General features: G+C 69.8%; 20 protein-coding genes. 11 read left to right on the forward strand and 9 right to left on the reverse strand.

Features of this window, described 5'->3' with window-relative positions:
* The first annotated feature begins 12 nt into the window (after positions 1–12).
* Positions 13–1,554 (forward strand): Rieske 2Fe-2S domain-containing protein, encoded by a 1,542-nt coding sequence (locus QJS31_RS17875; RefSeq protein WP_306357211.1) that lies wholly within the window; start codon positions 13–15, stop codon positions 1,552–1,554.
* A 78-nt stretch (positions 1,555–1,632) separates the two neighbouring features.
* Here QJS31_RS17875 and QJS31_RS17880 read toward each other — a convergent pair whose 3' ends face one another.
* The 3 genes from QJS31_RS17880 to QJS31_RS17890 all read right to left on the reverse strand — a co-directional run bounded on the left by QJS31_RS17880 (position 1,633) and on the right by QJS31_RS17890 (position 4,098).
* Entirely contained in the window at positions 1,633–1,968 is a 336-nt protein-coding gene (locus tag QJS31_RS17880; protein ID WP_306357212.1) for a calmodulin, read from the reverse strand.
* Between the two features lie 70 nt (positions 1,969–2,038).
* On the reverse strand, positions 2,039–3,052 hold the full coding sequence (locus QJS31_RS17885; RefSeq protein ID WP_306357213.1) for a peroxiredoxin: 1,014 nt from the start codon (positions 3,050–3,052) through the stop codon (positions 2,039–2,041).
* Between the two features lie 77 nt (positions 3,053–3,129).
* Positions 3,130–4,098 (reverse strand): DMT family transporter, encoded by a 969-nt coding sequence (locus QJS31_RS17890; protein WP_306357214.1) that lies wholly within the window; start codon positions 4,096–4,098, stop codon positions 3,130–3,132.
* Between the two features lie 167 nt (positions 4,099–4,265).
* On the opposite strand from QJS31_RS17890, the gene QJS31_RS17895 reads away from it, so the two are divergent.
* A complete protein-coding gene (locus tag QJS31_RS17895) occupies positions 4,266–4,973 on the forward strand; it encodes a hypothetical protein (RefSeq protein ID WP_282783477.1) in 708 nt (235 codons plus the stop codon).
* On the opposite strand, the gene QJS31_RS17900 is transcribed toward QJS31_RS17895, so the two are convergent.
* From QJS31_RS17900 to serS, 3 genes are all read right to left on the reverse strand, one after another.
* Entirely contained in the window at positions 4,962–6,371 is a 1,410-nt protein-coding gene (locus QJS31_RS17900) for an MFS transporter (RefSeq protein WP_306357215.1), read from the reverse strand. The genes QJS31_RS17895 and QJS31_RS17900 overlap by 12 nt on opposite strands.
* A 76-nt stretch (positions 6,372–6,447) precedes the next feature.
* Positions 6,448–8,229 carry a bifunctional diguanylate cyclase/phosphodiesterase gene (locus tag QJS31_RS17905; RefSeq protein ID WP_282783475.1) on the reverse strand — a complete coding sequence of 594 codons (1,782 nt, stop codon included), beginning with the start codon at positions 8,227–8,229 and terminating at the stop codon, positions 6,448–6,450.
* A gap of 174 nt (positions 8,230–8,403) precedes the next feature.
* On the reverse strand, positions 8,404–9,666 hold the full coding sequence (gene serS / locus QJS31_RS17910) for a serine--tRNA ligase (RefSeq protein WP_306357216.1): 1,263 nt from the start codon (positions 9,664–9,666) through the stop codon (positions 8,404–8,406).
* 236 nt (positions 9,667–9,902) lie between these two features.
* Between serS and QJS31_RS17915 the strand changes: the two genes are divergently transcribed.
* From QJS31_RS17915 to QJS31_RS17940, 6 genes are all read left to right on the forward strand, one after another.
* The gene (locus QJS31_RS17915; RefSeq protein ID WP_306357217.1) at positions 9,903–11,495 is read left to right on the forward strand and encodes a GMC family oxidoreductase; all 1,593 of its coding nucleotides are present in this window, start codon (positions 9,903–9,905) and stop codon (positions 11,493–11,495) included.
* 435 nt (positions 11,496–11,930) lie between these two features.
* On the forward strand, positions 11,931–12,968 hold the full coding sequence (locus QJS31_RS17920; protein WP_282783484.1) for a septum formation family protein: 1,038 nt from the start codon (positions 11,931–11,933) through the stop codon (positions 12,966–12,968).
* An 11-nt stretch (positions 12,969–12,979) separates the two neighbouring features.
* A complete protein-coding gene (locus tag QJS31_RS17925; RefSeq protein WP_029930464.1) occupies positions 12,980–13,333 on the forward strand; it encodes a metallopeptidase family protein in 354 nt (117 codons plus the stop codon).
* Between the two features lie 112 nt (positions 13,334–13,445).
* On the forward strand, positions 13,446–13,757 hold the full coding sequence (locus QJS31_RS17930) for a PE family protein (RefSeq protein ID WP_029930465.1): 312 nt from the start codon (positions 13,446–13,448) through the stop codon (positions 13,755–13,757).
* Between the two features lie 8 nt (positions 13,758–13,765).
* A complete protein-coding gene (locus tag QJS31_RS17935) occupies positions 13,766–14,953 on the forward strand; it encodes a PPE domain-containing protein (protein WP_306357218.1) in 1,188 nt (395 codons plus the stop codon).
* Positions 14,950–15,777 carry an ESX secretion-associated protein EspG gene (locus tag QJS31_RS17940; protein WP_282785268.1) on the forward strand — a complete coding sequence of 276 codons (828 nt, stop codon included), beginning with the start codon at positions 14,950–14,952 and terminating at the stop codon, positions 15,775–15,777. The genes QJS31_RS17935 and QJS31_RS17940 overlap by 4 nt, the downstream gene beginning before the upstream one ends.
* Positions 15,778–16,101: 324 nt before the next feature.
* On the opposite strand, the gene QJS31_RS17945 is transcribed toward QJS31_RS17940, so the two are convergent.
* The 3 genes from QJS31_RS17945 to QJS31_RS17955 all read right to left on the reverse strand — a co-directional run bounded on the left by QJS31_RS17945 (position 16,102) and on the right by QJS31_RS17955 (position 18,436).
* A complete protein-coding gene (locus QJS31_RS17945) occupies positions 16,102–16,764 on the reverse strand; it encodes a histidine phosphatase family protein (RefSeq protein WP_143983327.1) in 663 nt (220 codons plus the stop codon).
* Positions 16,761–17,678 (reverse strand): prephenate dehydratase, encoded by a 918-nt coding sequence (gene pheA, locus QJS31_RS17950; RefSeq protein ID WP_282785267.1) that lies wholly within the window; start codon positions 17,676–17,678, stop codon positions 16,761–16,763. Before pheA ends, QJS31_RS17945 begins: the two co-directional genes overlap by 4 nt.
* A gap of 323 nt (positions 17,679–18,001) precedes the next feature.
* Positions 18,002–18,436, reverse strand: a complete 435-nt coding sequence (locus QJS31_RS17955; protein WP_282785266.1) for a hypothetical protein — start codon at positions 18,434–18,436, stop codon at positions 18,002–18,004.
* A gap of 104 nt (positions 18,437–18,540) precedes the next feature.
* On the opposite strand from QJS31_RS17955, the gene QJS31_RS17960 reads away from it, so the two are divergent.
* The 3 genes from QJS31_RS17960 to QJS31_RS17970 all read left to right on the forward strand — a co-directional run bounded on the left by QJS31_RS17960 (position 18,541) and on the right by QJS31_RS17970 (position 21,728).
* Positions 18,541–19,326: a DUF2470 domain-containing protein gene (locus QJS31_RS17960; protein WP_306357219.1), complete on the forward strand. Its 786-nt coding sequence runs from the start codon at positions 18,541–18,543 to the stop codon at positions 19,324–19,326.
* 76 nt (positions 19,327–19,402) lie between these two features.
* Positions 19,403–20,191: a CPBP family intramembrane glutamic endopeptidase gene (locus QJS31_RS17965; RefSeq protein WP_306357220.1), complete on the forward strand. Its 789-nt coding sequence runs from the start codon at positions 19,403–19,405 to the stop codon at positions 20,189–20,191.
* Between the two features lie 364 nt (positions 20,192–20,555).
* Entirely contained in the window at positions 20,556–21,728 is a 1,173-nt protein-coding gene (locus tag QJS31_RS17970; RefSeq protein WP_306357306.1) for an LCP family protein, read from the forward strand.
* Positions 21,729–21,806: the final 78 nt, after the last annotated feature.

The raw sequence follows: 21,806 nt of genomic DNA on the forward strand, positions 1-21,806 counted from the left end.
AGGAAGAAGCTCGTGCAGATCACCAGCGTCGGACACGCCGGATTCCACATCCGAACCGCGGCGGGGACGATCCTCTGCGATCCATGGGTGAACCCGGCGTACTTCGGTTCGTGGTTCCCGTTTCCGGACAACACCCGGTTGGACTGGGACGAACTGGGCAACTGCGATTTCCTCTACGTCTCGCACCTGCACCGCGACCACTTCGACGCTCAGCTGCTCACCGACAAGGTGAACAAGGACACCACCGTCCTGCTGCCCGACTACCCGGTGCCGGACCTCAAGCGCGAACTCGAGAAGCTCGGCTTCCACACGTTCGTGGAGACCGAGGACTCGGTCAAGCACACCGTCACCGGCCCGAACGGCGGCGAGCTGGACGTCATGATCATCGCGCTGCGCGCGCCCGCCGACGGGCCCATCGGCGACTCCGGCCTGGTCGTCTCCGACGGTGAGACCGTCTGCTTCAACATGAACGACGCCCGGCCCGTCGATATGGACGTGCTGCACGACCAGTTCGGGCATGTGGACATCCACCTGCTGCAGTACTCCGGGGCCATCTGGTACCCGATGGTGTACGACATCCCGACCCGCACCAAGGCCAACTTCGGCAAGCAGAAGCGGCAGCGCGGCATGGACCGGGCCCGCTCCTACATCGAACAGGTCGGCGCGACCTGGGTGGTGCCCTCGGCCGGACCGCCGGTCTTCCTCGACGACGAGCTGCGCTACCTCAACGACGACCGCGGCGACGAGGGCAATATCTTCCCGGACCAGATGGTGTTCCTGGAGCAGATGGAGATCCACGGCAACACCGGCGGCATCCTCATGATCCCGGGCTCCACCGTGGACCTGCGCGGCAAGGACCTGCTCGAGCTGAGCCACCCGGTCGCCCCGGAGACCATCTACGGCGACAAGGCCGCCTACATCGAGGACATGGCGCAGCGCATGGCTCCCGTGCTGGCGGCCGAAAAGGCTTCCTGGGCAACCGGAGACGAGCCGCTGCTACCGCCGCTGAAGGAGCTCTTCGAGCCGATCATGGCGCAGAGCGACCTCATCTGCGACGGCATCGGCTACCCGGTCAGCCTCGTCATGGGCGAGGAGACCGTGGTGCTGGACTTCCCCCAGCGCATGGTGCGCGAACCCGTCGCGGGAGAAGGCAAGCACCGCTACGGCTTCCGCATCGACCCGCAGCTGGTGCGCACCGTACTGCGCGACAACGAACCCGACTGGGTGAACACCATCTTCCTGTCGACGCGCTTCACCACCTGGCGCATCGGCGGCTACAACGAATTCCTCTACACCTTCTTCAAATGCCTCACCGATGAGCGCATCGCCTACGCCGACGGCTGGTTCGCCGAAGCGCACGACGACTCCGCCTCCACCGAACTCGACGGCTGGGAAGTACAGCGCCGCTGCCCCCACCTGAAAGCCGACCTGTCGAAATTCGGCGTAGTCGAAGGCAACACCCTGACCTGCAACCTGCACGGCTGGCAATGGGATCTGGAGAGCGGCCGCTGCAAAACCTCCAAGGGCCACGAACTCCGCTCACGGAAACTCTGAATCCGCGAGACATCCAAATCCACGGAATGCCTCGGGTCGCGACTCCGGCCGGTGTGGGACACCGGCCGGAGCGGCCGCTTAGGCGAGTTCGCGGGTCAGCCTGGAGGACCAGGGACACCAGAAGCATCCGGGGAGGAACGCCCCGCACGCCTCATCCAGGTGGTCTTCGACATAGGTGATGCTGGCATCGCAGACCTCGATGGCCATGGTGAAGAAGCTGATGGTGTCCGGGTCGAGGTGGAAGTTCCAGCCGGGGTTGTAGTCGGCGGTTTGTTTGCGTATCCGACCCATGACGTGGGTGGACATTTGTTCCTCACCGGAGAGTATCCGGCGAGCCTCCTCGATGCGCTGCTCGTTCGTCAATCGGATGACGAATTCCTTGCCGGAGTAATCGGTGAATGCGAAGTCCGCCATGATATTCCCCTCGCTGCCGCGTACGGGTGGATGGAACCTGCCCTTCGATGGTAAGCCCCGGAAACGGGTGTCACGGTGAAATCGACTGTGCGACAGAAGATTTACGATACCGACCGCTCTGAACTACGAGCTCCCGGATCGCGGTCGCTCCGCGGGCGACCGGTGCGGCGATCCGGCCGTCCGCTCCGATGAGCACCGCGGAGGGCGTTCCGCGCACCCGATAGCGCAAGGCCGCCTCATTGCCCTGCTGGACCAGCACCGGGATATCACCCACCCCCTGGACCTCGGCCCATTTCTCGTGCTCGGCGGGGTCGCCGTTGCCGACCACCACGATGCTCAACTCCGCCGCCGTTCGGCGATGCCAGCGCGGCAGCTCCCGAGCCAGTGCCGCGCACATCTCGCAGTGCGGGTGCACGAACACCAGCAGCAGGTGACGGCCCGCGCGCAGCAGGTCCGACAGGCCCGACCGGTCACCCTCGGGAGTGAGCAGCTCGAACTCCGGCGCGACCGCACCGACCGGCAGGCCCTCCGCCCCCAGGGTGGACAGCGCCTGCTCGTCCAGCCGCCGCCGCACCACCCGCAACTCGCCCTGGATCAGCAGGAACAGGGCGAGCAGCACCGCGACCACCGCCATGCCGACGGCATGATCCGCGGGCAGGCTGCCCGGCACCTCCGGCACCGCGAGCGCACCGACCGCCACCAGCACCGCGAGGGCGATCAGCACACCATTGCGCACCACCGTCGCCCGTCCGATCGGGACCGAACTCGCCGCACCGAAACACGAACACGCGGGATGCTGCCCCGCACGCAGCAGGCGCACCACCGCCACCGTGAACACCACGAGCAGCCCGCCCGCCGCCACCGCAGCGCCGACCGCCGACCGCGGCGGCAGTGCCGCGACCGCGATCACCGCCTCCACCACCGGCAGCGCCCACGCCGCCAGCGACACCCAACGCAGGCCGATCCCGAACTCGTGCACTGCTTTTCGCGTACCGGCCAGGTCGGCGAACTTCCCCCACGCCGACAGCCCGAACACCGTTGCGAGCAGCAGCCGTGACACCCACACCCCGTAGTCGACCACCATCACCGCACCATGACATACCCGCCGCCTCGGGGCAGCCGGAATCCCGCGATCGTTGCCGCGCAAGGGAATCGATGGCGCTATCGGTCCGTCGCGGGGCGGGTGCGCGCGGCCAGGGCCACGGCGGCGAAGGTGACGACGCAGCCCAGCACCGCGAGACCGGAGAAGCCGGGGCCGGTGGGGACCGCGACGTCGAGGACCAGGGACATGAGCAGCTGTCCGGCCACCGAGGTGAGGCCGAGCAGGAGCACGCCGATCCAGCGCACCACCAGCACGGCCAGCGCGATGAAGGCGACGCCGATCACGCCGCCGACGTAGAGCCACGGCTCGGTGGGAAACCCGGCGGGCCAACCCGTTCCGGCCAGCAGCACCGCTTCGACGAGGACCAGTCCGGCGGTGCCGGTCAGGAAATTCGCGAGTGTCGCCGTCGGCGGTCCGCCCACCGCACCGACCCGACCGTTCACCGCCTGCTGCCACGCCACGCCGAAACCCGCCAGCAGCGGCAGCGCTATCAACAGCAGATGCGGGCCGCCGCGCAGGGATTCCGGCACCGACAGCGCGCCGTCGCTGCCGCCGTCGCGCCCCGCCACCGACAGCAGTACCGCGGCCAACGCCAGTCCCGCGCCCCCGGCCCGCATTGCGGTCACCGGCGTCCGCCCGGCGGGGCCGATACCGAAGCGGTCCACCGCCAGGCTGCTCACCAACTGCCCCGCCACCACGGCCACCGTGAAGGCCGTGACCCCGATGGCGGCCACCGTGAGCCCCTGGCAGGCGACGAAGAACGCCCCGCACAGACCGCCCAGCAACTGCCACCACCGCAGCCCGCCGCTCACCAGCGCCCGCCGCACCTCCCCGACCCCCGCCCGCAGCCGACCGCTCACCGCGAACGCCACCCCGAGCACCACCAGCCCGGTCCCGAAACTGATCACCGCGGCGGCGACCCCATCCCCCAACCGCTCCCCCAACTCCCCATTGATCCGCGCCTGCCCCGCCACCGCCGCGCCGATACAACCCCCGAACACCAACCCGATCCGCCGCCGCATCGCCATTCGCCCGATTGTGCCCGTCCGGCCCGAGACCGCTCACCCGGCCACCGCCCCAGGGCCGAATCGCCGAGACTCCGACCGCAGCCGAGAGCTGAATTCCAGTGTCCGACAGTGGAACAGCCCATCCCGACGATGTCGCGTTCGTCGCGTTCGGTGTCTACAGTTGCCCGGTGAGCGAAGCTGATTCGACCGAGATTCATGACGCCGCGACCTGGAATGCGCTATCGGATGCATGGAACTCCTGGGGGCGGCTCGATGACGACGTGATCGGGCATCTGATAAATCCCGCGTTCCTGGGCGGGCCGCGCTGGCCCGCACTGCGCCAGGCGCATGCCATCGCCCGGCGCGAGGATGCGCTGTTGGTGGCCAGCAGCGGACTCGCCGACCCCACGACCTGGGACGATGCCGAACCGACGAATGGCTACGAGGTCGAGGTATTCGGCATCTCACCCGACCTGCCCACCAGCAGCGGCACCATGGCCGTGGCGAAATCCTGGCTCGGGCAGATGGTGATGACCGTGTCGAATGTGGTGGCGCAGTACGGGTTCCAGGTGCCGCAGATGCTGGAGCGCTATGGCGTCATCACCACCGAACTCTCCGATGCGCAACTGCCCGACGAGGCGGCGGATACCTACCTCGACGACAACGGGGCCATTGTCGTCATGCTCGGTCTGGTGGACCGGGAGGTACCCACCGGGGTCGCCGGGCCACTGTCCCCGATTCGGCTGGTCAATGTGAAACTTCTGACCGCAGCCGAGGGCCGGTTCTGTGTCGACAACCGGATGGGCGACGACGAGGCTCGGCGGGAACTGGCCCGGCGCTTCGCGGCGCAGGGCCAAACCCTCTGGTCGAGCCTGAGCCGTCCCTCAGTGATCTGATCCGCGCGGGGGGAGCCAGGCGGGGACGAGTAGCGCGGTGACAAGGATCGGGACACCGAGCAGGGCGACGGTGGGCGGGATCGGGAGCCGGCTGGAGGCCAGGGCCACGAAGCCGAAGACGGCCAGCGAGAAGACCTCCTCCAGCAGGCCCGAGACCGAGGTCACCGTCGCTCGGGCCGGACCCTCGATGGCGTCCTGGAGGCGAGCGGCCGCCACCACGCCCGCGTTGTAGACGATGCCGTACGCGATGCCGATGGCGGTGAAACCCGCGATGGTCAGCGGGTATACGGCCTCGGGTCGGTGCGCGGCCGCACCCGGCAGCAGCGCGCCGCCGATGAACAGGACACCCCCGACCGCCAAGGCGGTGGCCATGGTGCGGGCACGCATGGCCTCGGTGCGACCCGCGAGGGTGGAACCGAGGAGAGCGCCGGTCACCGTGAGGCCGACCAGTAGCGCCGTGGCCCACGGGGGTACGCCCGCATCGTCGGCGAGCAGGGCGAAGTACTCGTCGAACGCGGTCATGCCGTAGAGCAGCGCGCCCAGGAACAGCGCGTGACGCACCGGCCGGATCCGCACCGCCTCGCCCAGACCGGCGCGGAGCATGAATACGTAGCGGCCGAGGACCGATCCGGGTGCGGCCGAGAGCTTCCCGGCATCGGAGATTCCGGCCGTCCCGGCAGTGGATTCCGCGACCGTCCCGGCAGTGGAGTCCCCGGCCGTCCCGGCAGTGGAGTCCGCGACCGTCCCGGCCACGGACTGCATGCGGTGGTGCGGCGCGCTGCCGGAGTCGCCGGCGTGCGGGTGCGGTGGGGCGGGTTCGTCCGCGTCCGCCAACTCCTGGGCCGCCTCGGTGGTGACGGTTCTCGGGGCGGCGGGGAGGGTGAGGGCCAGGACGGTGTGCACGGCCGCGATGGCGACGCTGGCCCAGCCGACCAGGGCGTAGCCGCCCCAGGCGTAGAGCGGGGCGGCGGCCAGGATGCCCAGCAGGGCGGCGGCCTCGGAGGCGGCGCGGGTGTAGCCCATGATGCGGGCGTAGTCGGCGGTCTCGCCGCGGGCGGCGAGTTCGTCGTAGACGAGGGCCTCGAAGGTTCCCGACTGCAGCGCGCCCGCGGTGCCCCACAGCACGAAGCCCAGGGCGAAGCCGAGATACGAGGGGAACAGCGTCCACGTGCCGAAACCGGCCACCAGCAGCACACCGCCGACGAGCAGCAGACCCCGGCGCGACACCGTGTCCGCCCACGCGCCCGAGGGCACCTCCAGCAGGAAGGCGGTCGCCGACCAGATGGCCAGCAGCCCGGAGATCTGCGCGGTGGACAGCCCGTGATCAGCGAAGATCAGGGCGTAGAGCGCATAGAGCGGAATGAGATCGGCGGAGCCGCGGAACAACACCGCGCGCACCGCGAGTCCGGAACCCGGGCCACCGGTACGCGCTGAGCCGACAACTCAACAGGCATAGACGAGCAAACGCATGCGCTCAGCGTTGCCCGCCACCCACGCCTTCGTCAAGCGGATTATCGACCGGAACCCAGCCGTTGCCGGGCTCCACGCCCGCGCCCACCAACCCGCTGCGTTCGTTCAGGTCATTGATGAGTTCGGCGACCGGCTGCGAATCGCTGTAGTGATACCCCTGCGCCAACGCGAAACCGAGCTCGGTCAGCACCGCCGCCTGATATTCGGTCTCCACACCCTCGGCGATCACCTGGAGATCCAGCGACTTGCTCAGCGCCGCGATCACGCCCAGCAGCGGCGGCGCGGGCGAATCGGAGCGAATGGCGGCCACGAAGGACTGGTCCACCTTGAGAATGTCGCTGGGCAGCGTGGCCAGGCGGCTCAGCGACGAATAGCCGGTGCCGAAATCGTCGATGGCGATCCGCACGCCGCGATCGCGCAAGGCGTGCAGATTCGCGATGGCCGTCTCGGATTCGGCGGCCAATTCGCTCTCGGTCACCTCGAGCACCAATTGCTCGGCGGGCCAACCGGTATCGGCGAGAATGCCCGACACTCGCTCCGCGTACTCGCCCTGCGCCAATTCCAGACCGCTCACATTCACGTTCAGCGTGAGATCCAGCTGTGCGAAGGTCTCCTGCAACCGTGCCGCGTCCGCGCACGCCCGGCGCAGCACCAGCTCGTCCAGATCGGAGATGAGGTCGTACTCCTCCGCCACCCGGATCAGGCCCTCGGTGGTGACCTCCGGCTGCGCATGCGACGACCAGCGCAGCAGCGCTTCCACGCCAACGGCTTTCGCGCCGCCCTCGCCCAGGGTGACGATCGGCTGGTACTGCACGTCCAGCGCGCCGCGGTCGATGGCCTCGCGCAGCTCCACCGCCAGCGGCAGCTGCCGCGACGACTCCAGCACCGTGCGATTGCGGCCCGCCTGCTTGGCCCGGTACAGGCCCACATCCGCGCGGCTCACCAGCAGCGACCCGGATTCGCCCGGCTGCCAGGAGGTGACGCCCGCCGAACAGCCGGTGGTCACCGCCGCGCGCAGCTGCTCGGTGAGCAGGATCGCGGCCTGCTCGGTGGTGTTCGGCAGCAGCAGCGCGAACGCGTCACCGCCGTAGCGGGCCAACCGCTGATCGGGGGCCAGCAGCTTGGACCAGGTGTCACCCACGCGTTGCAGCACGGCGTCGCCGGCGCGATGCCCGAGATGGTCGTTGATCTTCTGGAAGCGGTCGAGATCCACCAGCACCAGCGCCAGCCCCTGACCGGTCCGACCCGCCTGCGCGATGGCCACATTCAGGGCGCGGTCGAATCCGCGCCGATTCAGCAGACCCGTCAGCACATCGATATCCGCGTCGGCGGCCATGCGGGTGAGAATGCCGACCACAATGCCGATACCCACCGTGATTCCGGCCGGAATGAAACCCGACCACCACGGCAATCCGCGCGAGGGCACCACCCACAGACAGCACAGCACCGCGAAGGTCAGATGCGCGGCCAGCCAGCGCCAGCTGAAGAATATGGCGGCATCGCAGGCGACGAAGACATAGAACGCCGCCAAGGTGATCGCGCCGACGGTATTCGGAAACCAGTGCACCGCAATGGTCACCAACACCGTCGCCACACCCACATACACGTGATGCGCGGAATGCGGCATCCGCGGACCCCAGATGAGCAGACTGATTCCGAGCAGCAGCGCCATGAACGCCGCACTGCCCACCAGCGGCCGATTGCCCTCATCACCGGGAGCGATGGCAGTGATCATCAGACCCAGGACCCCGCCCATGACGTAGAACGCCCCGGTGGTCCGAGCCATGACCATCGCTGTCGCCAGCGCCGATGCGGTCCGCACCCGCGTTCGGGTATCGCCGCGAGACCCGATTCCTCGCACGATGCATAGCCTAGACACACTCGTGACCTGTAGTAGACACAACCGGCCGAATCGACACGCGGATGCGCGAACCGGTGGTTACCGTGCGGGTTCGGCGAATCAGCGCGACGGCGTCAGCACCTCGGTTCCGACGAACGGGACCAGCGCGGCGGGAACCCGAACCGAACCATCGGCCTGCTGATGATTCTCCAGAATCGCGACGATCCAGCGCGTGGTCGCCAGGGTGCCGTTCAACGTGGCGGCGATCTGCGGCTTGTTGTTCTCGTCGCGATAACGCACATTCAGCCGCCGCGCCTGGAACGTGGTGCAATTCGAGGTCGAGGTGAGTTCGCGATACGTACCCTGGCTCGGCACCCACGCCTCGCAGTCGTATTTACGCGCGGCCGAGCTGCCTAGATCACCGGCCGCCACATCGATCACACGATACGGCACCTCGATGGCGGCCAGCATTTCCTGCTCCCACGCCAGCAGCCGCTTGTGCTCGGCGTCCGCGTCCTCCGGCTTGGCGTAGACGAACATCTCCACCTTGTCGAACTGGTGCACGCGGATGATGCCACGGGTGTCCTTGCCGTAGCTGCCCGCCTCCCGGCGGAAGCACGACGACCATCCCGCGTAGCGCTTCGGGCCCGCGCTCAGATCCAGGATCTCGCCCTGGTGGTACCCGGCGAGCGGCACCTCCGAGGTGCCGACCAGGTACAGGTCGTCCTCCTCGAGGTGGTAGACCTCGGCGGCGTGCTGGCCCAGGAAACCGGTGCCAGCCATGACCTCCGGGCGCACCAGCACCGGCGGGATCATCATGCTGAAACCGTTGGCGGTGGCTCGCTGCGCGGCCAGCTGGAGCAGGCCGAGCTGCAACAGGGCACCGTAGCCGGTGAGGAAGTAGAAGCGCGCGCCCGACACCTTCGCGCCGCGCTCCATGTCGATCAGGCCCAGCGCCTCGCCGAGTGCCAGGTGGTCTTTCACCTCGAAATCGAACTCGCGCGGGGTGCCGATGGTGTCGAGCACGAGGTAATCGTCCTCGCCGCCCGCGGGCGCGCCCTCCTGCACCACATTCGACAGTGCCCGCTGCGCGGCGTCGAGTTCGGCGTCGGCGGCGTGCTCGGCCGCCTCCGCCTCCTTCACCTTCGCCGAGAGCTCCTGCCCGTGCGCCAGCAGCGCGGGACGCTCGTCCGGAGACGCCTTGCCGACCTTCTTGCCCAGCGCCTTCTGCTCGGCGCGCAGACCGTCCGCGGCGGCGACTGCGGCACGCCGGGCCGCGTCGGCCGCCAGCAGGGCATCCACCAGGGCCGGGTCCTCACCGCGCGCCCGCTGCGAGGCGCGGACGACATCGGGATTCTCCCGCAGGAATCGAAGGTCGATCATAGGTAGAGCGTAAAGGGCGGGGTCCACCTGATGCTGCGCCGCCTCCCCGGGACTTCAGCGCACGGCGTAGTGCCGTCGACCGTCGTGCACGCGTGCCGCCGGTCGGGTGCCGAACCGATTTCGGGCGTACCCGGGGAGTTACCCCGAACCTTGCGAAATCAGGTGTCGGGTTTGCCGGTGTCTCGCATAGTTGGGTGCACACGATCTGTCGGTGCTGCGTCAGCGAGGAGTCACCCATGCCCGAATCCGTGCAGGACACTGTGGATTTCATCGTTGTTGGAGCCGGGTCGGCGGGGGCCGCGGTGGCGGCGCGCTCGAGTGAGCGGGCCGGGGCCAGGGTGGTGGTGTTGGAGGCGGGGTCGGCCGACAAGGACAAGTTCATTCGGATTCCGGCCGGATTCTCCAAGCTGTTCCAGGGGGCCAACGACTGGAACTACCACACCGAGCCGCAGGCCGCGCTCGGCGGGCGGCGAGTCTACTGGCCGCGCGGCAAGATGCTCGGCGGCTCCTCCGCCATGAACGCCATGATGTGGGTGCGCGGGTTCGCCGCCGACTACGACGACTGGGCGCGCGCGGCCGGGCCCACCTGGTCGTTCCAGGAGGTGCTGCCGTATTTCCGGCGCATGGAGCGCGTGGAGGGCGCGAGCGGCGACGAGGAGGGCGGCGACGGGCCGCTGCACATCTCCAGGCAGCGCAGCCCGCGCCCGCTCACCCGCGACTTCCTGGTGGCCGCGACCGAGGCGGGGTACGCCGTCGAGCGAGCCAATGCCGCTGTGCCACAAGGATTCTCCGAAACCATGGTGACGCAGAAGCGGGGCGCGCGGTGGAGCACCGCCGACGCCTACCTGCGGCCCGCGCTGCGGCGGCGGCGCGGCCTCGAGGTACGCACCGACGCACACGTCACCCGCATCCTGTTCGAGAATGAGCGGGCCGTCGGCGTCGAATACCGGCGCGACGGGCAGACGCATCGGCTGCACGCGCGGCGTGAGGTGATCCTGAGCGGCGGCGCGATCAACACCCCGCAGCTGCTCATGCTGTCGGGGGTGGGCGATCGGGAACAGCTGTCCGGCTTGGGGATTCCGGTGGTGCACCACAGCCCCGAAGTGGGACGGAATCTGCGGGACCATCTGGTCGCGCCCATCGTCTACCGCACCCGCGCGGGAAGTCTGTTCACCGCCGAACGCATTCCGGAGCTGGTGAACTATCTGCTGCGGCGGCGCGGGATGCTCACCTCCAATGTGGGCGAGGCGTACGGCTTCGTGCGCAGCCGCGACGAACTCGAGCTGCCCGACCTGGAACTCATCTTCGGTCCCGCCCCCTATGTCGGGGAGGGCCTGCTCGATCCCGTCGGGCACGCCATCACCCTCGGCGCGATCCTACTGCGGCCCGCCAGCAGCGGAACCATCACCCTCGACTCCGCCGACCCGTTCACCGCGCCCCGTATCGACCCCCGCTACTGCACCGACCCCGAGGGGCTCGACCGCGCCGCCCTGCTCGCCGGACTGCGCACGTGCGTCGACCTCGCGCACATGCCCGCGCTGAAACAGCACATCGGGGACCTCATGCAACCCGACGTCCCCGCCGACACCCCCACCGACGAGATCCTGCGCCGCTGCCTCGAGGACCACTCCCACACCCTCTATCACCCGGTCGGCACCTGCCGCATGAGCGCCGACGACACCGGCGTCGTCGACCCCGAACTCCGCGTCCGCGGCCTCCAGGGCCTCCGCATCGCCGACACCTCCGTCATGCCGATCATCATCCGCGGCCACACCCACGCCCCAGCGGTCCTCATCGGCGAGAAAGCGGCCGACCTGATCACGCGATAGCGCACCCTGTCGGTAGCGCGCGGTGCGCAGTAGGAATCCGGCGTGGCGACCGACCTCAGGGCGCGGGCACCCGAGTGCCTGAAATCGGGCTCGGCTTTCGCGCAGAGGTTCGCCGATCGCGCATCTCGGAAAAGGCACCCTGCTCGCACCTCACCACACGTGACAACTGATCTCGCATGGTCCGGATAACTCCCCGGGTACGCCCGAAATCGGCTCGGCACCCCGGCCGTCGGCACGCGTACACGACAGCCAACGGCACCTCAGCCGCGCGCCGAAGTCCCGGAGAGGCGGCACAGCACAGCACAGCACGTGGCGAAGGGTGGGCCGGCGCTGCCATGATGGAGCGCGATGCCCGCATACGTGCCCCCGGAACCCAAGCGGCCCGCGCCGCCCGTGCGCAGGAAGCCGAGCGCCCGCGACAAGGTGCTCGGTCCGATGCGCGCTGTCGTCGACCGGGGACCGCTGTCCGCGCCGACGCTGCGGTGGGGGCTGCTGGCGGTCGCGGTCGGGGCGATGGTGGCCGCGCTGGTGACGCTGTTCGTCAGCGGATTCGACCACGGGAAGGTGGAGGCGCACAGCCCGTCCGGACCGCAGCCGACCGGGGCGGTGGCGGGCGCGGCCTTCGGGACCGCCAAGACCGGCGACTGCCTGACCTGGAGCAAGGCCGACGCCAGCGACCTGCAGAAAGTGGATTGCGCCAGCAAGCACCTGTTCGAGGTGACGGCGGACATCGACCTGAGCAAGTACCCGGGACGCGAATTCGGGGCCGGATCCCGCTTCCCGGATTCGCTGCGCTTCACCGAACTGCGCGACGAGCACTGCGTCAGCGCCGCGCAGCGCTATCTCGGCGGCAAGTTCGATCCGCGCGGCAAGTTCGTCGTCGGCCTGATCAATCCCGGCGAACCGGGCTGGACGGCGGGTGAACGCACCCTGCGCTGTGGGCTGCAGGTCGCGTCGAGCACGGGCTCGGCCGCGTACGCCACCGCCGGCAGCATCCGGGAACGCGATCAGTCCAAGGTCTACGAGGTCGGCGCCTGCGTCGGCATCAACCGGAATCTGCCCACCGACCAGGTGGACTGCACCCAGCCGCACGCCTTCGAGATCGTCTCCACCGTCGACCTCGGCGCCCACTTCACCGACGGACCCCCCGCCGCGGAGGATCAGGACAAGTACATGGAGGAGCGATGCGCCACCGACTCCACCGCGTACCTCGGCTCCCCCGAAGCGCTGCGCAACAAGACCCTCACGCTGTTCTGGGACTTCCTCGACACACGCAGCTGGCTGGCCGGCAGCCGCAGCCTGAACTGCATGCTCGGCAAGGGCTCGGATCAGGGTTTCGCGGCCATCACCGGTTCGGCGCGCGGCGACATCCTCATCGACGGACAGGCCCCCGTGCCGCCGCCGAACAACGGCCGTTACACCCCGCCGCCGCTGCCCGGCGCGGCCCCGCCGAACCTGCCGCCACCGCGGTGATCGGGTAGCGCATGCCGGTGACCATGTCCGACGATCGTTTCGAGGAGCTCGTCGGCGACGCCCTCGACCTGATTCCGCCCGAACTGGCCAAGGCCATCGACAATGTGGTGATTCTCATCGAACCCCGCAGCGCCGAGGATCCGCATCTGCTCGGGCTGTACCACGGGATAGCCCTCACCGATCGGGACTTCAGCCACTACGGCGGCGCATTGCCGGACACCATCACCATCTACCGCGAGGCCATCCTGGACATGTGCCACACCGAAGAAGAGGTGGTGGAGGAGGTGGCGATCACAGTGATTCACGAGATAGCGCACTATTTCGGGATTGACGACGACCGCCTTCATCAGCTGGGATGGGGCTGACGCCGTAGGTGTGCTCCAGATTTGCTGGAACCGATAGCGCCCGCGGTGCGTCCAATCTCTCGTAGGGGGCCGTCGGGTCTCCGGGGGCAGCTGGCGGAAGGAGCGCTCGAGCATGGTTGGCCACGTCCTGGTGCAGCCGGAGGTCGTCCTCGCGGCAGCCGCCGAACTCGATCTGCTGGCCGAGCGGCTGGCGGCGGTCGCCACGGCGGCCGGACCGACCACCCACGTCCTACCGTCCGGCACCGAAGAGGTGTCGCTGCTCGCGGCCGGACACTTCAACCACGCCGCGCTGAGCCATGACCGCGCGATCGCGCAGGGTGTGCTGGAACTGCACCACGCCGCCGCGACGCTACGCGCGCAACTGGCCCAGTACCTCGCGCAGGACGCCATCCGCGCGGTCGGCATAGCCTCGATACCCGTGTAGGGGGACCGATGACGCTGGGTATCACCGGAGTGTTCTGGCTGCCGCGCATGGCCGAGGTCAACTCGGTCACGCTCAACGCGGGCGCGCACGCCATCCCGATCGCCGCCGCCTCCACCTCGTGGAGCGCCATCACCGCCGCCTGGGTGGACGCCACCACCACCGTGGCCCGCGTGATGGCCGAGATCGGCGTCGGATTGCAGGGCATCAACGGACTCAATGTGCTGGGACGGCTCGGCGGATTCACGGTGTGGGCCGAACAGCAGGGCGTGATGGCCGCGACCCTGGCCGCCAAGACCGCCGCCAACGCCACCGCGTACACCGTGGCGTCCATCGCCATGCCGAGCCTGCCGGAGATCGCGGCCGTGGAGGCGGCGCGGATCGCCGCCCACTCCACCGGCGGCGCGCTCAACGGCAGCGCGCAGGCCGCCGAGGCCGCCAAGCTGGCCCTGGACATCCGGGCCGCGCTGGTCATGGAGACCTACGAGGCCGCCACCACCGCCATCGTCACCACGCCCGGTGAATTCCTGATGCCGCCGCCCATCGCCATGGGCGCTGGGTCGGCCGATCCGGCCGCCGCCGCGCAGTCGTTCGGCGACAGCGGCAATCCGGTGCAGACCGCACTGGCCGCGGCGGCCGCGCTCGCCAACAATCCCGGGGTGATGAGCGCGGTCTCGCAGGCCGCGCAGTTCGCCGGGAGCGTGGCGACCACCGGCGTTAGCACGGCGGGCAATGTGGCGGGTACGGCGATCTCCGCCGTGGGCACTGTGATGCAGTCCGGGAACGGCGTGGGCGCGATGCCGGTGCCGTCCGGTGCCGGTGCCGCCGCCGCGGTCGGCATCGGCGGTATGGCCGCGGCGACGCACGCGGTGTCCTTCGGCGGGGGCGGCGGCACCGTGAGCATCGGCAATGGCGCGGGCAGCCTGCGCGTGCCGGAGGGTTGGGGCGCGGGAACCGGATTCGGCGCGGGTGCGCCGACCGCTGCCGTGTCCGGCGGCGAAACGGCCGCCGCCGCCCGCACGGAGGCCGCCGCGCCCGTGCGCTCGAACACCACCGGTGGTCCGCTGTCCGGCGGCCAGGCCCGCGACGACGAGGAGCGGACCCGGGAGGGCGGCTACGGGCGCTCGGCCGATCATTTCGCCGACGGCCGGGTGATCGCGCCCGCCGTCATCGGAGCCACGCCGGAGCCCGCCGAGTGACCGTGCTCGGCGCGGGCCGCGGACCATCCCTGCTGGGGGCGGTCACCCTGTCGCTGGACGAGATGCAGTGCCTGCTGGAGATCTTGGCGCTCGACGACATGCCGGTGGTGTTGGACGCCGTGGGCCGCTACGACACCGCCGCCGCACACGACCGCGCCATGGCGGTGGCCGCAGCCGGTCTGGCCGACCGCGACCTGCTCGTCGATGGCGAGGTGCATCCCGAACTGGCCGAACGGCTTCGAGTGCTGAACCGGCCGCACTGGGAGGTGGCGGTGCGCTGGTATGTGGGCGCGTCGATCCATCGCCTTTGCCTCGCCAAGGGCGACGAGATCGAGGTGATCGTCCTGCGCGCCCCCGCCTCCTATGTCATCGACCAGGCCGGCCACGACCTGCCCGGCACCATCATGGCCGCCCTCGGCCCCGCCGAACCCCTGGAGCTGGCGGGGACGAACGCGCCCACCGCGGACCTCGTCCCCATCTTCGACGACACCGGCGACGCCGCCGCCACGGCCGAACGCCTTGCCCGCGTGGGTGATCCACCCCGTGACGCCGCCACCCTCGCCGCGGCGCTGGTGCAGGTGCACTCGTACGCCGAGATCGTCGCGGTCGTCCACGGCGACGGCACCCGCGATATCGCTCCCGACCACATGGCCGTCTTCAACACCCGGCACGGCCGCTTCCTCGCCACCACCAGCCCCGCCGACGACGGCGTCCGGTGGACCGCCCTCAGCACCGGCACCCCGGCCCGCTTCCGCGCCGCACTACAGCACCTCATGGCGGATCTGCCACTGCGCCAGGAGTTCCGGCCCACCGCTGCCCCGTGAACGGCAGGGCGACGACCCTGCCGAAGTACACCCGCGCATCAGTCAACGGGACCGGCGTAGTGCGACGGTACCGACCCGCATCCGCGCCGCGCCGGAGGCCGTGCCGAGAACACGACATACCACTCCCGCCGTCGGCACCGCAGTGGATGGATCGTGGACGAGCTGCCACGCTTTCCAAATCCTGGCGTGTCGCGTGCCCGCGATCGTGTTCCGCGCCGTTGCGACGCCGCAGCCGACCGCCGGTTGGGCGTGGGGCGGTGCCCCGGGCCGTCTGGAAGTCGGTGCGTCGATCGGCGCGGCTAATTCTCCGATTCGGTGCGCCGGTCAGCCCATCGGGTCGTCGCCGGTCGGGGAAGTATTCTCGCCGAACGGTGGCGTGTAGCGGCCCCAGCGGGTGCAGGTCCAGCCGCCGTCGGGGGTCGGCAGCAGTTCGATGGTCTCGGTGTTGTCGAGGTGATTGTTGGCCGCGAAAAGCCTTGGGATTCCCGTGAGTTCGCGGGAGACCAGGCGCATGGCGGCGCCGTGGCTGACCACCACGATATCGGTGGAATCGGCACTCGTGAGGTATTCCGCGCGTAGCTGTTCCAGGGTGGGGACGTAGCGGGAGAGCACGTCGTGGCCGGATTCGCCGCCGGGGACGCGGGCGGACAGGTCCCCGGCATGCCACTTGTGGTAGATGCCCTGGAAGATCAGGTGCGCGGCGGTCGAATTCGAGCCTTCCAGCTCACCGAGCTGCACCTCCTGCAGATCGGCCAGCACCTCCAGGCCGACGCCGGTGGCCTCCTCGATGTAGCCGCCGGTCTGGCGGGCGCGCAACGCCTCCGAGGAGAACAGTCGCCGCGGCGGCACCGTCAGTGTGGAACCGAATGTCTTCGCCTGCGCCACACCGCGTTCGGTGAGCGGTAGGCCCGGCACCTTGGTGTCGAGGATCTTGGCGACATTGCCCTCGGTCTCCCCGTGCCGCACCAGGATGAGTTTGCCCGTCACAGGTCCGCCACCCCCTTCTTCAGATCGGCAAGCCAGGCCGCAGCGGGTTCGTCCGGCGGCGGCGGTGCGCCGGTCGCCGAGGTCGCGGGCCAGGAACCGAGGTAGCGGATCCGAGCGGCGGTGCGGTGCAGCGCCTTGAGCGCCTCGGCGACCGCGGTGTCGTCGATATGTCCGACGCAGTCCAGGTAGAACCGGTAGGTGCCCATACCGGTACGGGTGGGCCGGGATTCGATGCGCGTGAGGTCGATGCCCCGCGTGGCGAATTCGGCGAACGCGCGCATGAGCGAACCCGGCTTGTTGGCCAGCTCCAGCACGATGGAGGTGCGGTCCGCGCCGGTCCGGCGCGGCGCGGCCTGTGGGCGGCTCACCAGCACGAAGCGGGTGACGGCCTGATCGTGGTCGGCCACGCCGTCGGCGAGCACCGCCAGGCCGAGCCGCTCCCCCGCCAAGGCGGTGGACACGGCCGCGTCGGCGTGCCCGTTCGCGACATCCTCGGCGGCCGCGGCATTCGAGGCGGAGGTGTAGGGCCGTGCGTCCGGCATCCGGTGCGCCAGCCACATCCGCACCTGTGCCGCCGCCACCGGATAGGCCGCGATGGTGCGCACCTGCGCCAGCTCGATTCCCGGGCGGCCCAGGATCGTGAAGGCCACGTCGAGTTCGGTCTCGGCGATGATCTGCAGGCGCGGCCCGACCGCGAGCGCGTCCAGGGTCGGCGCGATCGACCCCTCCACGGAACTCTCGATGGGCACCACCGCCGCCACCACGTCACCGGCCCGGACGAGTTCGATGGCCGCCCCTTGGCTGGACGCGGGGACGCGCTCGACCGGCCCGTCGAAGGTTCCGGCGGACTCGAGTTTCGCGAGGGCCATCTCGGTGAAGGTTCCCGACGGCCCGAAGTAGGCGATACGCGGCACGATAACGAGATTACTTGCGTACGCGCCCGCACTTCACCGATTGCCGGTCGGGGGCCGTCGCATCGGACACGGACAGCCGCGACCGGCGCGCCACGGTAGCGGGGTCGGGACAAGCCGCTTTCGGGTAGCCGGACGGCTCGGGGGTCCCGGAGTGGTCGGCGTCGGGGTGCGGCCCGGCACCGGCGGTGAGGAAGGCACCCATCACCGGGTCGGGGTGGCTCGGTCGCGGGGCTTGCAGCAGGCCGCGTCCCGAGCGGCTCGGTCGTCCGCCGGGCGGCTTGCACCAGCACGTTTTCCGCCGTAACACGACGGCCGACGGGTGCTCAGGCGGTCGCGGCTCCGCCGGTCAATACCGCGAGCGCCGCCGTCACCGCGTCGCGGTCGGCAGTCTCGATGGCGAGCAGCACGTCGCGTAGCGCCGCGACCGCAGGCGGCTTCAGGTTGGTCAGGAAGGCGATGTCGGGGTTGGCCAGCGCGCTCGGGATGTCCTCGCCCATGAGCGCGGCCACGGTTGCCGCGACGATGCCGACCGCACGCTCCCCGGAGTCGGTGCGGGCCACGAATCCGGAGTCGGAGTGGGCGACGCGCACCAGGAATTCGGCGACGGCCGTATCGGAGGCCGTCAGGTCCAGCACCTCGATCTCCGGATGCCCGGTGCGCACCGGTCGCACCAGTTCCTCGGTCAGACCGCGTTCGGGGCGGGGCGGTACCGACAGGGTCAGCGGAATCGGCTCGGGAGCGGGCGAATCGTGCGACACCGATCAACGGTAGCGGTCGCCACGCCGGCGGGAGCAAGTTCGCGCTTGCATTGGCGACCTACGTCACTTAGCTTAGGTTTACCTAATTCATCCTGGAGGTGTGTATGCCCCACCCGGCACCGGCCGCTGTCGCCCCCAATACCGCCGAACGTGTGCACAGCGCCTGCGCCCATGCCGAACAGGCCATGCTGGCCCTGCCCGGCCTGGACCCCATCCCCACCGCGGTACATCTGCTCCGGCAGTGCGGGGATGCCGTCATCGCCGTACCCATGACCTCCACGGCCGCCATGCTCACCGCCAACTCCGGCACCACCGGCTCCCCCGCCGTCCTCGAACTCACCGACCACGCACCGCTGCGCCTGCGCGAACCGGTGCGCGCACTGGTCTGGCTGCGCGGCTGGGTGCGCGCCGTGCCCGCCCACGCCCAGCGCGCCCTGGCCACCCACGTCGCCGAGGACCACCCGCACCCCAACCTGCTCGACGTCGGCCACACCACCACCCTGCTGCGCCTGGTGGTCGACTCCGCCGTGGTCGCCGACACCACCGGAGCCGAATCGGTGTGCCGCGACGGGCTGCGCGCCGCCCGCCCCGACCCCTTCTGCGGGATGGAGGCGGCCTGGCTGCAGCACATGCAGGCCGACCACGCCGACGTCATCGCGCAGCTGGCCCGCCGCATCCCCGCCCACCTGCGCCGCGGGCACATCCACCCGCTCGCCATCGACCGCTACGGCATCACGCTGCGCGTCGAGGCCGTCGACCGCGACCACGATGTCCGCCTGCCCTTCGACCATCCCGCCGACGACGTCGACGCGCTCAGCCGAGCCGTGCGCGCACTCGCCGGCTGCGCCATGCGCTCCTCGGCCGCACGGCTGCGGCGGACCATCGACTAGCGCTCCGCACCGGGTCACCGCATACGCGGCGGCTGTCGGCCGACGCCGCGCGCCGTCGCGCGCATAGATTTGCCCCATGGTTCCCGCCGCATCCGCACCCCTGTGGCCAGCGCCCGCCTCCGATCAGGAGCAGCGGGCGATACGGCTCGAGATCGCCGTCGTCCTGGTCGTCACCTTCGGGCTGAGCGGAGCGAGCGCGGCGCTGTCACTGCTGGAGAGCGCGCTGTCCCCGGGCGGGGTCGGGGGCCAGACGGTGGCCTTGAACGCGCCGCGCGCCGCGCAGTCGCTGATCGACCTGCTGTTCCAGCTGTTGAGCGTGGCCCGGCTGCTGGGCTGGGCGGCACTGGGCCTGTACCTGCTGTGGCGCAGCGGAATCGGGCCGCGCGCCCTCGGCCTGCTGCGCGTGCGCTGGCGCGCCGACATCGTGCCGGGACTGGTACTGGCGGCGGTGATCGGAATCCCCGGGCTGGCGCTGTATCTGATGGCGCACGCGCTCGGGGTGAGCGTGACCATCGTGCCGAGTTCGCTGGAGCATTGGTGGCGGCTGCCGGTGCTGGTGCTGTCGGCGTGGGCGAATTCGGCGGCCGAGGAGATTCTCGTGGTCGCCTATCTGATCACGCGATTGCGGGCGCTGGGCTGGTCGGAGAACCGGTCGCTGCTGGCCTCGGCCTTGCTTCGGGGCAGCTATCACCTGTATCAGGGCCTCGGCGGCGGCGTCGGGAACCTGGTGATGGGTGTGATCTTCGGCCGCTACTGGCAGCGGACCGGGCGGCTGTGGCCGCTGCTGCTGGCGCACGCGCTGATCGACACGGTGGCCTACATCGGCTACACCTTCCTGCGCGGACACGTCTCCTGGCTGCCGTGACCACCTCGACGTGACCACATCGAGATGAACCGCTTTCGGGCGTGAATAAGTACAGTCTCAGGTGATGAACGGCGACGACCCTCGGCACGATGCACGGATGCGCCGGGAGTCGCCGCCGCGCGGGGCAGGCGAGTCTCCGGCACATCCGCGGCAACCGCACCCCGGCGAGGCCCGCTGGGGCAGTCCGGCACCGCGGCAACAACCGCCACGGCAACAGCCGGCGCGGCCACAACCGGCACGGCAACAACCGGCACGGCAGCAGCCATCGCCGCAACAACCGGCACGACGGCAGGCACCGCGTGGACCGCGGCCCGAGGACCGGCGCGAACCACCCGGCGGCCCCGCCGTGAACCGCACCCGCCGCATGCCGCGCAACGAGCCCGAACCCGCGCTGGCGTGGTCCCAGGTACCGCCGCCGAAACAGCCCCCGCCGCGGCAGTCGCGGCGCGCCCCCGACGCGGGTGCGGCCACCCATGCACCGAACCAGCGCCCGGTCCCCCATCGTGCGGCGTCCCCGCCACCGCCCGCGTCACCACCGCGCGCCACCCGCGGTCGCGGTGCCCGACCACCGCGCGGGCCGCGGCCGAAACGCAAGCGGCATTGGGGTCGCTGGCTGCTGGCGCTGCTCGTGCTCCTGGTGAGCCTCCCCATCGCGGCGGCGTTCTATGTGGAGAACAATCTGGTCCGCATCGACGCCATCACCGATTACGACGATCGGGTGGGCGACACGCCCGGAACCAATTGGCTGTTGGTTGGTTCCGACAGCCGCGCCGGGCTGACCCTGGAGCGCGAACAGGAGTTGGCGACCGGCGGCGAGGTCGGTTCGGAGCGCACCGACACCATCATCCTGGTGCACATTCCACGGTCCGGTCGGCCGACCCTGGTGAGCCTGCCGCGCGATTCGTACGTGAGCATTCCGGGCTACGGCCGGGAGAAGCTCAATGCCGCGTTCTCCTTCGGCGGCGCGCAATTGCTCACGCAGACCGTGGAAATCGCGACCGGCGTGCACATCGACCATTACGCGCAGATCGGATTCGGCGGCTTCGCCGACGTGGTGGACGCCGTCGGCGGCATCGACATGTGCCTGCCGAATCCCATCGACGATCCGCTGGCCGGAATCGACTTGCCCGCCGGATGTCAGCGGCTGAACGGTGCGCAGGCACTGGGTTTCGTGCGCAGCCGCGCCACCGCGCTGGCCGATCTCGACCGCATGAACAATCAGCGGATGTTCATGGCGGCGCTGCTGAAGAAGGCCACCGCGACAAGCACTCTCGTCAATCCGTTCCGAGCGTGGCCGCTCCTGCGGGATGTGACGAAGTCCCTGCGCGTCGATCAGGGCGCGCATGTGTGGGATATCGCACGTCTGGGCTGGGCGCTGCGCGACGATCCGGTAGCCACGACGGTGCCGATCGGCGGCTTCACCGATACCGCGAGCGGCAATGTGCTGCTGTGGGACAAAACGAGAGCGTCGCAGTTCTTCGAGGCTTTGGCGGCCGACGAACCGATTCCCGATGAGCTGCTGACACCAGGCATTTAGGGTCTCCTTATTGAGGCAATACTTGCCTCAATAAGGCCGTCCTCAATAAGGCTGCACTTGGATGACAGGCGCTGTGAC

The sequence above is a fragment of the Nocardia sp. CC213A genome, assembly GCF_030766805.1.
GTDB classification, from domain to species: domain Bacteria; phylum Actinomycetota; class Actinomycetes; order Mycobacteriales; family Mycobacteriaceae; genus Nocardia; species Nocardia otitidiscaviarum.